Origin of the sequence: Modestobacter excelsi, assembly GCF_005930495.1 — a bacterium.
Lineage (GTDB): Bacteria > Actinomycetota > Actinomycetes > Mycobacteriales > Geodermatophilaceae > Modestobacter > Modestobacter excelsi.
The window spans coordinates 1-13,422 of the sequence record NZ_SJEX01000013.1 but is presented as its reverse complement, the minus strand read 5'-3'; the positions used below and the strand labels follow the sequence as shown (position 1 = coordinate 13,422).

The following is a 13,422-nucleotide window of genomic DNA, read 5'->3' as shown; positions in this document are numbered from 1 at the left end:
GTCCTCCTGAGGAGCGGTGATGGGGCAGTGATGAAGCGGTGGTGACGGCTCGCTGCGCTGTCAGCGGAGGCCGGCGCCCGCCAGCGGGGACTCGTCGCAGAGCTTGGCCGGGATGCTCGGCAGCCCGAGCATCGTCGGCTGGCCGCGGACCGGGCCCTTGTGCGAGTGGTCCAGGTGGCTCCTCGGGGTGGCCAGCTCCAGGTCGCGGGCGGCCAGCGCGGTCTCGCCGTAGCCCTGCACGCACTCCGGGTCCGGGCCGTCCAGCGGCAGGCCGGTGAAGAACTTGGCCGCCATGCAGCCACCGCGGCAGGCGTCGAAGTGGGCGCACTTCGTGCACGCGCCGCCGGTCTGCGGGTTGCGCAGGTCGGCGAACAGCTCGCTGTGCTGCCAGACCTGCTGGAAGCCGCCCGGGGAGCGCACGTTGCCGGCCAGGAACTGCTCGTGGATGGCGAACGGGCAGGCGTAGACGTCCCCGACCGGGTCGATCAGGCAGACCACCCGGCCGGCGCCGCACAGGTTCAGCCCGGGCAGGGCCTCGCCGAGGGCGGACAGGTGGAAGAACGAGTCGCCGGTGAGCACCTGGTCGCCGTTGGCCAGCAGCCAGGCGTACAGCTCGCGCTGCTGCGCCTGGGTGGGGTGCAGCCGGTCCCAAACGTCGGCGCCGCGGCCCGACGGGCGGAACCGGGTGATCCGCAGCTGCGCGCCGTAGCGGTCGGTGAGCGCCTTGAACTCATCGAGTTGCCCGGCGTTCTCCCGGGTGACCACGACGGAGACCTTGAAGTCCTTCATCCCGGCCTCGGCCAGGTTCTCCAGCGCCCGGGTGGCGGTGGCGAACGAGCCGGTGCCGCGGACGGCGTCGTTGACCTCGGCGGTCGCGCCGTCCAGGGAGATCTGCACGTCGACGTAGTCGGTGCGGGCCAGCTGCTGGGCCCGGGCGCGGTCCAGCTTGATGCCGTTGGTGGAGAACTTGACCCCGACGTCGTGGCCGATGGCGTAGTCCAGCAGGTGCCAGAAGTCCGGCCGCACGGTCGGCTCGCCGCCCCCGACGTTGACGTAGAAGACCTGCATCCGCTGCAGCTCGTCGATCACCGCCTCGGCCTCGGCGGTGGACAGCTCCCGCGGGTCACGCCGGCCGGAGGAGGACAGGCAGTGCACGCAGGCCAGGTTGCAGGCGTAGGTGAGCTCCCAGGTCAAGCAGATCGGTGCGTCCAGGCCGTACTCGAACTGGTCGATCAGCTTCCCGCCCGTGGGGCGCTCGGCAGGGCGGGACGGCAGGACGGCGGTCACGCGGACTCCTCGGTGCGGCGTTGGATCATCTGCGAGCGGGCGAGCGTGGCCAGCGCGGTGACGTAGGCCCGGTGCTGTGCCTCCGGCACCTCGCAGGCGGCCAGGGTGCTCGGCACGTCGGGGTGCGCCTCCAGGGCCGTCACCACCGCGACCAGCGGCTTCGACTTCAGGAACGACAGCTTCCGGTTCCCGAAGTGGTAGACGAGCGCACCGAACGGCTCCGGCCGCAGCGCCGCCGACGGCGACTTCCGCCACGGCACGGACGGGTCGAAGGGCGCGGCCGCATCGGGAGACACGGGGCCGGGCGGGACCGTCACCGCCCCCGCGACCGGCTGCCCGACCGCGGAAGCGGGGGAGCCGTCGATCAGTACACCCCGCACATGCCGTCGATCGAGACCTCCTCGACCAGGGACTCCTCGACCAGCACCTCCTCGGCGGCGGCCGGGGTCTCGGTGCGGGTCTCGTCCTGCGTCGTCTCGGGCACGTTGTCTCCTCATCCGCGGCCTGCGTCACCCGGAACAATATTGACACTGAGTGCCACAATGCAACTACCAACCATCGAGGCGCTCGCCCACCCGTACGGGACCGGCGCTGCTCGAGGCCGCGTCACCGGCGACTGCACTCGAGCGGCAGACGCGTTGCAACAAAGGAAGAAGGTCGTGACAGATGGCGAACCCGTGGTTCGAGTCGGTGGCTGAGGCGCAGCGCAGGGCCCAGAAGCGATTGCCCAAGGGGGTCTATGGCGCGCTGGTGGCTGGGTCCGAGCGGGGGCTCACCGTCGATGACAACATCGCCGCCTTCGCCGAGCTCGGCTTCGCCCCGCACACCGCCGGTCTGGCCAACGACAAGCAGATGGCGACCACCGTCATGGGGCAGGACATCTCGCTGCCGGTGCTGATCAGCCCGACCGGCGTCCAGGCTGTCAACCCCGACGGTGAGGTCGCCGTCGCCCGGGCCGCCGCGTCCCGCGGCACGGCGATCGGACTGTCGTCGATGGCGAGCAAGCCGATGGAGGAGGTCATCGCGGCCAACCCCAAGACGTTCTTCCAGCTCTACTGGGTCGGTGACCGCGACGTGATGGCCGCCAAGGTCGAGCGGGCCCGCCGGGCCGGCGCCGCGGGCCTGATCGCCACGCTGGACTGGTCGTTCTCCTACGGCCGGGACTGGGGCAGCCCGTTCATCCCCGAGCGGATCAACCTGGAGGCGGTGCGCCGCTACGCCCCGCAGGTGGCGCTCAAGCCACGCTGGCTGTGGGACTTCGCGAAGACCGGGAAGATCCCCGACCTGACAGTGCCCAACATGGTCGCGACCCCCGGCGACAAGGCCCCCACCTTCTTCGAGGCCTACGGGCAGTGGATGCAGTCACCCATGCCGACCTGGGAGGACGTCGCCTGGCTGCGCGAGCTGTGGGGGGATGACAAGCCGTTCATGCTCAAGGGCGTCATGCGGGTCGACGACGCCCGTCGCGCCGTCGACGCCGGTGTCACCGCGATCTCGGTGTCCAACCACGGTGGCAACAACCTCGACGGCACGCCGGCGGCGATTCGGGCACTCCCGGCGGTGGCCGAGGCGGTCGGCGACCAGGTCGAGGTGCTCCTGGACGGCGGGATCCGCCGTGGCGGGGACGTCGCCAAGGCCCTCGCGCTGGGTGCCAAGGCCGTCATGATCGGCCGGGCGTACCTGTGGGGTCTGGCCGCCAACGGTGAGGCAGGTGTGGGCAACGTGCTGGACCTGCTCCGTGACGGCCTGGGCTCGGCGATGATCGGCCTGGGTCACACCTCGATCGACCAGTTCACCCGCGGTGACCTGGTCGTCCCACCCGGGTTCGAGCGCCGGCTGGGCACCAACGGGCCGCAGGCCCCCGTCGAGGCCGTGCCGGTCGAGCGCAGCACCCAAACTGCCCGCCGCTGACCGGCGACGTGCACACCGAGACGAGAACAACGAGACGCTCATGGCACGACTGACAGGCAAGGTCGCCTTCATCACCGGAGCCGCCCGGGGGCAAGGGCGGGCGCATGCGGTTCGCATGGCCGCGGAGGGTGCGGACCTGATCCTGGTGGACATCTGCGACAAGCCCACCGAGACCGACTACGCGGCGGCCACCGCGGAGGAGCTCGCCGAGACGGTGCGGCAGGTCGAGGCGCTGGACCGGCGCGCCGTGTGGGCGCAGGCCGACGTCCGTGACCTGCCGGCGCTGGAGCAGCTCGTCGCCCGCGGCGTCGCCGAGCTGGGCCGGCTGGACGTTGTCGTGGCCAACGCCGGCATCGTCTCGTGGGGACGGTTCTGGGAGATGACGGCCGAGCGCTGGCGGGACATGATCGACATAAACCTCACCGGTGTCTTCAACACCCTGCGTGCGGCGGCTCCGGCGATGATCGAGGCGGGCAACGGCGGCTCGATCATCTGCACCAGCTCGGTCGCCGGCATCAAGTCACTTCCCGGGCAGTCTCACTACAGCGCCGCCAAGCACGGGGTCGTCGGGCTGGCCAACAGTGCGGCCATCGAGCTGGCTCCCTACCGGATCCGGGTCAACACCGTGCACCCGTGGGGCGTCAGCACCGCCATGGGCGAGATGGGAGCCGACGGGCAGAAGACCTTCGCGGACAATCCTTCCTACCCGGCGGCGATGGGGCAGTACCTGTTCGACCCGCCCATCTCCAGCCCGGAGGACATCGCCAACGCCGTGCTGTTCCTCGCCTCCGACGACGCGCGCACCATCACCGGCACGCAGCTGACCGTCGACCACGGCGCCACGAAGATCTGACCGGCGACGAGGCGACGGCGGGCCCCGTCGGACGAGTCCTCTCGTCTGACGGGACCGGCCGCTCCGTGTTCGGGACGGGTCTTCGGTGAACGCGAGGACCGCCGTGCGGGACGATGGGCGGGTGCGATCAGCCGATGCAGTCCGCTCGGGACGGCCCGCAGCCACGAGCGCGCACGAGCTCGCTGCGGTGGCCCAGCGGTTGTTCATCGAGGTCGGGTTCGAGCAGACGAGCATCGACGCCATCGCCACGGCGGCCGGTATCAGCCGGCGCACGTTCTTCCGCTACTTCGCGAGCAAGTCCGATGTGCTCTTCCTCGAGGCGCCGGACGAGCTGCGGCGGTTCCGCGACTCACTCGACCGCGCGCCGGCCGAGCAGCCGTGTCGTGAGGCGATGGCCGGAGCGGTGATCGAGGCGTTCCGCCGTGAGCCGGAGGACCGTGAATGGGCCCTGCAGCGGGCCCAGGTCGTCCGCTCGGTACCGGCGTTGCAGGCCCACTCGTTCGTGGTGACGCTCGCGCCGTGGCAGCGGGTCGCCACCGAGTTCGCCCTGGCGCGGCACCCGACCATGGAGCTCTTCGCCCGCGTGATCGGTCACTCGGTGCCCGCAGCCATCGTCGCTGCGCACGGCCACTGGCTCGCCCACCCGGAGACGAAGCTGCTCGCTGTCCTCGAACAGGTGTCGGATCTCATGCTGCCGCCGGAACCACGGTCGCGCTGACCGTCTCCGGCGGCAGTCCTGGTCAGTGGAGCCGGACCCACGAACCCGTACCAGGCACTGAGGTCAACGCGTGACTTGAGCCGGGACGTACCACCCTCGAGGGACCTCGCCTGTCCCGCGTCCGGTCGTCGCCCGGACGGCGTCCGGCTGCGGCACGGCCTGACCAGCAGCACGCGACCGGGTCAGCGGCGGGTCGCGACTGCAGCCCACGCAGGCGCTGTGGGGCAGCGCCGCCTCTGGCGGACGAACCGGGTCGGTCAGGGGCGGCCATGTGCGGCAGGAGGAGTCCACGCGGACCTACGTGCCCGGTCCGACGTTGCACGGGGTCGCGTTCGGGATGCTCAGGGGCATGGACGTGCGCGGTCTCGCGCGCCCCGGCGCTGGAGCAGCCGAATCGGGACTTGATGGCGATGGTGCACATCGGCCGCATCGAGGGGCCGATGTGCACGTCATCGACTCGATCGAGAGCGGTCATGCCCTCCGCGTCGCGAGCCGGCTGGGCAAGATCATGCCGGCGCACTGCACGTCCACCGGCAAGGCGCTGCTCGCCGGGCTCACGAGGGGGTGGTGGCGCTCTACCCGGAAGAGCCACTCGTGCAGCTCACCGCCCACTCGGTCGGCAGCCGCACGAACCTGCTGGCGCAATTGCGGCAGGTCCGCGAGCGCGGTTGGGCCAGCAGGTCGGGGGAGAGCGAGGAGAGCGTCAGCTCGATGGTTGTCGCTTTGCACGGCGCAAGGGCGCCTCGGCTGGCCGTGAACGCCTCGATACCCGCCACGCGGATGGGGGCCGCATCGGCATGAGGTCACCTTGGTCGGGCTGCGAGCCACCGCGGAAGCCACCGACGCGTCGTGGTGCGCCGTGGAGCGGCTGTGCACCCTTCCACCCCGCCGGTGCCCGGCTTGTCGGTGACGACGGAGTACGCCGCGCCCGGACTGCAACTTGGCGAGCCGACCGGCCGGAACGGATGTATTATGCAACCATATTGCCGGGCCGGGCGTTTTTCCTCGACGCCAACTACTGCAAGGCCCGGGTCGACCGGCGAGTGATCTCCCAGGCCGTGGTCATCGCCACCGGCGTGGCCGCCGACGGGCACCGGGAGGTCCTCGGCTTCGCCCGTCGGCGACTCCGAGGACGGCGCCTTCTGGACCGCGTTCCTGCGCTCGCTGAAGGCCCGCGGGCTCACCGGTACCCAGCTGGTCATCTCCGACGCCCACACCGGGCTCAAGGCCGCCATCGCCGCCGTCTTCCTGGGCGCGGCCTGGCAGCGCTCATCTGCCGGGTGCACTTCATGCGCAACGTGCTGGCCCGCGTCCCGAAGGGCAACGCCGAGATGGTCGCCGCCGCGATCCGGACGATCTTCGCCCAGCCCGACGCCCAACACGTGCGCTCCCAGCTCGACGTCATCGCCGGCATGCTCGGCCGCCAGTTCCCAGCCGTCGAGGCCATGCTTCGGGATGCAGCCGAGGACCTGCTGGCCTTTACCGGCTTCCCGGTCGCGCACTGGAAGAAGATCTGGTCGACCAACCCGCTGGAGCGGTTGAACAAGGAGATCAAACGCTGCACCGACGTCGTGGGTGTCTTCCCCAACCCCGCCGCCCTGCTCCGGCTGGCCGGCGCGGTGCTGGTCGAAGCGCACGACGAATGGCAGGTCTCCGACCGCCGCTACCTCTCCGAAGGCTCCATCCTGCTCCAGCGGACCGAGACCCCGACCAAGGAGGTGGCGCAGCCGGCCCTGGTCGCGTCATAGTCACCACACCGCTGACCAACACGGTGAGGACTACATCCACCACTCAGCGGGACGTCACCCTCGGGTGCCTGGCGCAGCGGGTCGACCCAGTCTGCGAAGGTCGAGGTGTAGGCGGTCGAGGCCGCCTGCTGCGTCGCTGCCCGGTCGACTTCGTCGAGCCCGGCGGCCCACCCTCAGCCCCTCCCCGCAGGTCCCGGCTCGACGTGCACGGCGGCACATTAAGGAAAGCCCGTCAGGGACACGGTCGACGACGTCCATGACCTCGGGCCGCCGAAGCGGGTGATCCGTACGGCACGCAATCGGCCGACCGTAGGACATGCGGCGCAGCCCCCTGTGGCGGGCTGGGTGGGTAGTGCCCTGCGGGTGTGATGTCGCGGCGCCCCGCGGTCGGCCGATCAGGCGGTAGAGGAGCGGTTCCCCTGAAGCCGGTTCGCGTCCTGTGACTGCTGGACCCAGGCGCGGCCGTAGTCGTTGCCGTGCGGTGTCCGGAGGACCGTGTGGATGTGGAAGGGCTTGGGGGCGCGGTAGTCGAGGAAGACGCCGCAGTGGTGGTCGAGTTCGGCGATGAGCACCGGTGATTGGAGGCGGTAGTAGAAGACGTCGCCGGGGGCGTGTCCGCCGATCCAGCTGAACGTGGTCTCGGGCAGGTGGGCCTGGATCTCCCGCAGCCGGGCGGCGCGCGGGCCGGCGGGCAGCAGCCGGACGAAGGTCTCGGCGATGGCCAGCGCCAGGTGTTGCGCCTGGGCCGGCATGGCGGTGACGGGGATGCCCTCGACCGGGATGATGCGGTTGTCCTGGAAGGCGCCGGCCAGGTGCCGCTCGTCGCCGGGGTGCACCCGGCCCGGGGGCATGGCCGGGTCGACCATCTGCTCGTAGACGGTGGCTGCTTGGCGCTGGTCGGCTGGGAGGGTGGCCATGAGGGCGAGGCCGACGTCGATGCGGTCGGTGAACGGGGCGGTGAGGCCGGCGTGTGGGCCGGTGTCGATCTCGTCGGGTTCGGCGCCGAGGAAGACCGGGGAGAGCTGCATCCGGCCTTCGACGACGAGGCAGTTGACCGCGGCGTGGTGGCCGAACAGCTGCCAGCCCCACGGCGCCCGCAGGTCGGGATCGCCGTAGAGGGCGATGTTGTAGCTGAACTCGTTGAGCACCGTCTCCAGCCCGACGGCCTCGCCGAGGAAGCCGTTGATCGCCATCATCGCGTGCGTGAGCTCGTAGCCCTCCGGCGACAACGACGCCCGGATCAGGGCCAACGCCTTCTGCTGGACAACGGCCGGCTGGAACTCCAGCCGCAGCCCGGTGTCGAACTGCATGAACTCGGGGTTGGCCCAGGTCTGCCACTCGGGGGCGTCCACGGGAAAGCTGATCCGGCCGCGGTCCTCCGGGGACAGGGCGGCGAGCAGGTCCTGCGCCGCGGTGACCATGGCGGCCACTGGTGCCTCCTCGCCGGGCTCGGCGGGGGTGAGCGGGTACAGGCCCTGGCGCAGGGTGCCGTCCTCGGTGACGCCGCGGAACGGCGCCAGGTAGAGCGGTGTCCAGCCCTCGACCAGCCCGCCGGTGAACGTGCCCGGCGTGCGGGCGTGCTCCCGGTAGGCGTAGGCGTCGAGCCCGCGGACGTCGGCCAGCCGCTGGTGGTCGTGCGGGAACAGGTACTGCCGGAACTCACCGGACACGACGGGCCCCACTGTCGACGACGGTGTTGGTCAGCACGCCCAGCTTCTCCACCTCGACCTCGACGACGTCGCCGGGCTGCATCAGCCACGGGGGTGTGCGGGCGTAGCCGACCCCGGACGGGGTGCCGGTGGCCAGCAGGTCGCCGGTGCGCAGCGTGAACGTGCGGGAGATGAGGGAGAGGGTGTCGCCGACGGTATAGACCATCTCGGAGGTGTCCCCGTCCTGCACGGTCTCGCCGTTGACCCGGGTCTGCACGCGCAGCCCGTCGCGCAGGTCGCCGACCTCGGCGGCGGGCACCAGCGGGCCGAGCGGGCCGCTCCGGTCGCCGTTCTTGCCGAGGATCCACTGCGACGTGAGCTTCTGCGCCCGCCGCGCGGTGAGGTCGTTGAAGGTGGAGTAGCCGACGACGGCGGCCAGCGCCTCGTCCGGGGTGGCGTCCACCAGCGTCGAGCCGACGTAGGCCACCACCTCGCCCTCCCAGTCCAGGCCGTCCTCATCGGCGGGCACCGGCACCTGCGCGCCGTCCACGGTCAGCGACTGTGCCCATCGGGCGAACAGCGTCGGGTAGGGCGGGACCCCGGACTCGGCGAAGGAGCCCTCCGCGACGTGCTTGAGGTAGTTCAGCCCGATGCAGACCACCCGGGCACCGGGCAGCACCGGCGGCACGAGCTCCACCGTGGCCGCGGCGAGGGTCTCCCCGGCCGGCTCGGCCGCCAGGTGCCCGGCGGCGTCGGCCCAGAAGTCCTCCAGCGAGGCCAGGACGGCGACCTGCGCGCCGTCGTCGGACAGCGCACCGACCTCGACCGCGCCGCCGTCCCGCCGGATGCCGACGACCCTCATCGGGCGACCGACCGGAATGTGCCGAGCAGGAACCCGGCAGTCAGGGCGAGGCTGGCCGACGAGTCGAAGGCCGGGTCCTCGTGCCCGGCGCCGCCGACGACCAGCAGGGAGGAGTGAGCGCCTACGCGGACGAGGGCGTCGTGCAGAGCCCGGCTCTCCGAGGGGGCCACCATCCGATCGCGGTCCCCGTGGGCGATCAGGAACGGGGGAGCTGCCTCGGACACCCAGGTCACAGGGCTCGCCTGGCGGGCGAGGTCCCGGACGTCGGGCACCTCCGCGAGGGAGACGACGCCGAGGAACCCAGCTTCCGGTCCGGGTGGCAGCAGCTGGGCCTCCAACGGACTGCGAGTCGTCGTTGCGCTGAGGTCACTGAGGCCGAACCAGGCCACGACGGCCTGCACGGCGCTCGAGTGCGCGTGCTCGTCGCCGACGGACCCTTCTAGCTCGGGCTGGCCGGCCGTGAGCCCGACCAGGGAGGCCAGGACCGCGCCGGCGGAAGCGCCCCAGATGCCCATGTGCTCGGCATCCACGTCGAGATCTCGTGCCGACGCCCGCAGCCAGCGCACGGCCGCTTTGACGTCGTGCAGTTGTGCCGGGAAGTGCGCCACGTCGACGAGGCGGTAGTCGATGGACAGCACCGCCACACCATGCGCGGCCAGCGGGGCGAGACGGGTCTCGGCGAAGTCGGACCGTGACCCGACCGCCCAGCCGCCTCCGTGGACGAACACCACGACCGGCGGCGGTTCCTGAGTCGCCGGCCGGTACAGGTCGGCGAGCAGGACCCGGCCGTCCACCTCGGCGTAGGCCAGGCCGGCCGTCACGGAGACCTGGTAGTCGTTCACTGTTCGTCCTCCCGGCGGCCGTCGGAGGGCGGGATGGGTCCGGTCACTCCTCGGTCTGCATCGTGGGGAGGAGCACCCTCGCCAACCAGCCTTGTGGGTGGAACCCCTCGACGACGGGGTGTTTGCTGGTCAGCAGCCAGCGACCGTCGTCCTCACGACGGAAGGCGTCCCGCCAGCGTCCCCAGTGGTCGGGCTGGGCCACATCGGTGTAGGCGATGAAGAAGCTGTCCGTCGTCGCCGTGGTCTCGCTGGTGAAGTCGATCTGGATTGTGGTGATGTGGTGGCGGATGAAGGTGGGCTCCTCGCCGGCGACGACCTTCTCGATCTCGGTCGCGGCCACTGGCGTGCCGTTGGGCAGGACGAACTGCCCGTCGGCGGTGAACAGGACGGCCATGCCGGCGAAGTCCGCCTGCTCCACGGCCATGTTGGCGTAGCGGTGCAGGATCGCGGTGATCTGGTCCCGGGCGACTGCGTGCGCCACCGCGTCGGTGATGGGCTCCGTCATGTGGGCTCTTCCTCTCGGTGCTGCCAGTCGGGACGACCGGCCGGCTCAGTTCAGGGTGGGGTGGTCGGACGACGCGGACGGCCGCGAGATCAGACCGCAGCCGCGGCCGGGGCCCCGGACAGCTGCTCGAAAAGCTCGTCGACCAGGGCGGCGGTTGCCTGCGGCCCGTCGGCCAGCCCGTAGATGGCGAAGTCCGGCCGGGCGAGGAAGGCGGTCACGCCGTGCTCGGCGAAGAACCGGCTGTAGGTGCCGTCCAGGTCCAGCGCCTGACCGTCGCCCTCGCCCAGGACGACGACCTTGACACTGAGCTCGGCCAGCCGCTGCCGCTGCCGCTCGGTGAGGGCGTCGTCCAGCGGCTGGCTGCTGACCAGCTGGAACCCGAAGCCCACGATGCTGTCCAGCAGGTCCTCCTGACCGCCGAGCCGGACGCGGCCCTGGGGGCTCACCGTGCCGGTTGGGACGGCGATGGAACCGTCGGGGCCGCGGTGCAGGACCCCGCTCGCCAGCGGTGGGACCACGGGGCCTGGTGCCTGGCCCGAGCGGAGGAAGGCGTCCCGTCCGGCGGCCTTCTCGGGGTCCTCCTCGACCATCAGCGACCACGCCATCAGCGACCCCTCCACGACCGCGATGGCCTGCGGGAGACGCTCGGCCTGGTAGGTGTCCAGCAGCTCGGGGCGGGCGCGGCCGCTCAGCACCAGGTCGAGCTTCCAGGCCAGGTTGACGCTGTCGCGCATCGCCATGCACGACCCCTCGCCCATGAAGGGGGTCATCGCGTGGGCGGCGTCGCCGCCGATGAAGATGCGGCCGCGTCGCCAAGACGTGGCGTATTGGGAGCGGAACCGGTAGAGCACCCGCCTGGTGATCTGCACGCGGTCCCGGGAGACGCCGATGTGCTCCTCCAGCCACTGGTAGCCGTGCTCGTGGTCCATCAGCTCGCCGGGATCGACCTCGCCCATGTGGCGCACGTCGGTCCGGCACCGGTTTTCCCCGTTGGGACCCCAGAAGTAGGGACCCTCCGGGAGCATGTACAGCGTCGTCAGCGGCGGCTCGAGATCGGGGTCGATGATGTCGAAGTCGGTCATGAACCAGACGTCGTCGTGCTTGCGGAGCACCTCGAGCTCGATGCCGAGGGCCTCTCGCACGAAGCTCGACGCGCCGTCCATGCCCACCACGTACGAGGCGACGACCTCCCGCTCCACGGGAGCTTCCCCCGCTCCCGCTGAGGTGCGAGTGGTCACGCGCACCGCGTCGCCGAGGTCCTCCAACGCGGTCACCTCGGTACCCCAGCGGACCTCGACGGACGGGGAGGTGTCGATCCGCTCCTGCATGGCGGCCTCGATGTTGGGCTGGTGCAGGCTCAGACGGGCCGGGTGGCCGCCGATGTCGAACCGCCAGTCGACGTCGAGGGCCAGGTCGCCGTCGGCGCCGTAGAAGAAGTACGCCGGCTGCGGGATGGTGCCCGCCATCGCCTTCACAGGATCGCTGGTGTGCTGGAAGACCCGGGCGATCTCCCCGTCCAACGTGCTCATCCGCGGGAGGCCGTAAGGCGCCGGGAACTTGTCGAATACGACGACGCGGTGCCCGGCCTGGCCCAGCAGCGAAGCGAGGACCTCGCCTCCGGGACCGAATCCGACGATGGCGACATCGATGTCGACAGGCATGGGGCAACTCCAAGAACTCAGTGAAGGCGGGACCGATACGAGCCCCGAGGACGCGAGCGTGACGCTAGCCACAGCCAGTCAGTGACAACAGCGATTGGTGTCAATGCTCCGCATCGATCACGTCGATCGGATCGGCGAGGAACTCGGATCCGGTCGGGCCCGTGGTCCGCAGAATGACCGCATCTGGCTGAAGGCGGGTGTAGGGCGGGCAGCGACAGGCCGATCCGCTAGTGAGGAACGGCGTCGACGTCCAGCTGCGTCGCCTGCTCGGTGATCTGCTCGCGGAGCCAGAGGTGACCCGGGTCCTCCGTCTGTCGAGCGTGCCAGAACAGCGTCTCCCGAAGGGGCCGCAGTGGGACCGGCGGTTCGACGACCTTGAGGGCGACCTGATCCGTCAGATGGAGCACCAGCCGCTCGTGCGCCAGGGCGACGAGCGGCGTGCCCACCACGAGCAGCGGCATGATCACCAGGCTCTGCGTGGTCATCTCCACCCGCCTGGCCACGTCCAGCGCCTCCAGCTGCGAGTCGGCGAAGGACGGGTGCGGGCCGGCGTCGAAGGCGATGTAGGGCAGGTCGGAGAACTGCTCGCGGGTGACCGCAGCGCCGACCGCCTTGTTGCCGGCGTCCGCCACGAGGACGTATCGATCGGTGAACAGGTGACGGTGCGGGTAGGGCAGCCGGGGGTCGGCCAGCTCCGCGGGCAGGATGAACAGGTCGGCGTCCCCATCGCGCACCTGGCCGACGTAGTCCATCTGGATCGGACGGACGTTGATGCGCTGTAGCGGCGCCTCCTGTGCGAGCCGTGCAATGAGCGGGCGCAGGAGGATCAAGGTCGCATAATCGCTGGCGAGCACCGTGAACGACCGGCGGTCAACTGAGGCGTCGAACCCGCGGGGACGGTCGAACACGGTGTGCACGGCCCGCACTGCTTCCCGGACGAGAGGCTGGAGCGCTTCGGCCATCGGTGTCGGCAGCAGGGCCTTGCCCTCGAGGACGAGCAGTCTGTCGTCGAAGTGCCTGCGGAGGCGCGCCAGCGAGGCGCTCATTGCCGACTGTCCGATCGAGAGGCGCTGAGCCGCTCGGGTCACGTTGCGCTCGTTGAGCAGGGCGTCCAGCGCGAGCAACAGATTGAGGTCGATCCCCCGCAGGTCCACGCCAGTACTCTGCCGACGCTGTATCGGCGCAGTCAATCGTCAGCCGCGACAACGATTGCTGGGGTCGCTCGTCACCATCTCTTCTTCGCCCGCGTTGGGCACCCAGCGCCCGAGGGGGGCGTCTCCTGTCACACGGCGGGCTGTGGCTGAACGGTGAAACGCCGGCCAGCGGTCCGCCGGCTCACCGCGGGCGCTGTTGCTTCGCTTGGGGCGAGGGGCGAGGGGCGAGGGG

Annotated in this window: 13 protein-coding genes and 2 pseudogenes; 6 read left to right on the top strand and 9 right to left on the bottom strand. The window is 70.8% G+C overall.

The window, feature by feature from the left end:
- Positions 1 to 60: 60 nt before the first annotated feature.
- The 3 genes from mftC to mftA form a co-directional block, all read right to left on the bottom strand.
- Complete coding sequence (mftC, locus tag FHL80_RS06875; protein ID WP_138732711.1) at positions 61 to 1,287, bottom strand: mycofactocin radical SAM maturase; 1,227 nt, start codon at positions 1,285 to 1,287, stop codon at positions 61 to 63.
- The gene (gene mftB / locus FHL80_RS06870; RefSeq protein WP_138732710.1) at positions 1,284 to 1,583 is read right to left on the bottom strand and encodes a mycofactocin biosynthesis chaperone MftB; all 300 of its coding nucleotides are present in this window, start codon (positions 1,581 to 1,583) and stop codon (positions 1,284 to 1,286) included. Before mftB ends, mftC begins: the two co-directional genes overlap by 4 nt.
- Before the next feature lie 68 nt (positions 1,584 to 1,651).
- Positions 1,652 to 1,771, bottom strand: coding sequence for a mycofactocin precursor MftA (gene mftA, locus FHL80_RS06865; protein ID WP_138732423.1), 120 nt, complete (start codon positions 1,769 to 1,771; stop codon positions 1,652 to 1,654).
- Positions 1,772 to 1,953: 182 nt separating this feature from the next.
- On the opposite strand from mftA, the gene mftD reads away from it, so the two are divergent.
- The 6 genes and pseudogenes from mftD to FHL80_RS06840 all read left to right on the top strand — a co-directional run.
- Positions 1,954 to 3,198: a pre-mycofactocin synthase MftD gene (gene mftD, locus FHL80_RS06860; protein WP_138732709.1), complete on the top strand. Its 1,245-nt coding sequence runs from the start codon at positions 1,954 to 1,956 to the stop codon at positions 3,196 to 3,198.
- Positions 3,199 to 3,238: 40 nt separating this feature from the next.
- Positions 3,239 to 4,051 carry a mycofactocin-coupled SDR family oxidoreductase gene (locus FHL80_RS06855; protein WP_138732708.1) on the top strand — a complete coding sequence of 271 codons (813 nt, stop codon included), beginning with the start codon at positions 3,239 to 3,241 and terminating at the stop codon, positions 4,049 to 4,051.
- Positions 4,052 to 4,238: 187 nt separating this feature from the next.
- Positions 4,239 to 4,769: an acyl-CoA-like ligand-binding transcription factor gene (locus FHL80_RS06850; RefSeq protein ID WP_246078506.1), complete on the top strand. Its 531-nt coding sequence runs from the start codon at positions 4,239 to 4,241 to the stop codon at positions 4,767 to 4,769.
- A 337-nt stretch (positions 4,770 to 5,106) separates the two neighbouring features.
- A pseudogene (locus tag FHL80_RS27275) lies at positions 5,107 to 5,319 on the top strand (IclR family transcriptional regulator domain-containing protein); the annotation flags it as partial.
- 14 nt (positions 5,320 to 5,333) lie between these two features.
- Positions 5,334 to 5,570 (top strand): IclR family transcriptional regulator domain-containing protein, encoded by a 237-nt coding sequence (locus tag FHL80_RS27270; RefSeq protein WP_369333793.1) that lies wholly within the window; start codon positions 5,334 to 5,336, stop codon positions 5,568 to 5,570.
- A gap of 200 nt (positions 5,571 to 5,770) precedes the next feature.
- Positions 5,771 to 6,517 (top strand): annotated as a pseudogene (locus FHL80_RS06840) (IS256 family transposase); the annotation flags it as partial.
- Between the two features lie 395 nt (positions 6,518 to 6,912).
- Here the strand turns inward: FHL80_RS06840 and FHL80_RS06835 are convergent.
- The 6 genes from FHL80_RS06835 to FHL80_RS06810 form a co-directional block, all read right to left on the bottom strand.
- Complete coding sequence (locus FHL80_RS06835) at positions 6,913 to 8,199, bottom strand: DUF3500 domain-containing protein (RefSeq protein WP_246078505.1); 1,287 nt, start codon at positions 8,197 to 8,199, stop codon at positions 6,913 to 6,915.
- Positions 8,177 to 9,028 (bottom strand): fumarylacetoacetate hydrolase family protein, encoded by an 852-nt coding sequence (locus FHL80_RS06830; protein ID WP_138732705.1) that lies wholly within the window; start codon positions 9,026 to 9,028, stop codon positions 8,177 to 8,179. The genes FHL80_RS06835 and FHL80_RS06830 overlap by 23 nt, the downstream gene beginning before the upstream one ends.
- Positions 9,025 to 9,870, bottom strand: coding sequence for an alpha/beta hydrolase (locus FHL80_RS06825; protein WP_138732704.1), 846 nt, complete (start codon positions 9,868 to 9,870; stop codon positions 9,025 to 9,027). The genes FHL80_RS06830 and FHL80_RS06825 overlap by 4 nt, the downstream gene beginning before the upstream one ends.
- A gap of 43 nt (positions 9,871 to 9,913) precedes the next feature.
- The gene (locus FHL80_RS06820) at positions 9,914 to 10,375 is read right to left on the bottom strand and encodes a nuclear transport factor 2 family protein (protein WP_138732703.1); all 462 of its coding nucleotides are present in this window, start codon (positions 10,373 to 10,375) and stop codon (positions 9,914 to 9,916) included.
- 89 nt (positions 10,376 to 10,464) lie between these two features.
- Positions 10,465 to 12,036, bottom strand: coding sequence for a bifunctional 3-(3-hydroxy-phenyl)propionate/3-hydroxycinnamic acid hydroxylase (locus tag FHL80_RS06815; RefSeq protein ID WP_138732702.1), 1,572 nt, complete (start codon positions 12,034 to 12,036; stop codon positions 10,465 to 10,467).
- 227 nt (positions 12,037 to 12,263) lie between these two features.
- Entirely contained in the window at positions 12,264 to 13,190 is a 927-nt protein-coding gene (locus FHL80_RS06810) for a LysR family transcriptional regulator (protein ID WP_216870495.1), read from the bottom strand.
- Positions 13,191 to 13,422: the final 232 nt, after the last annotated feature.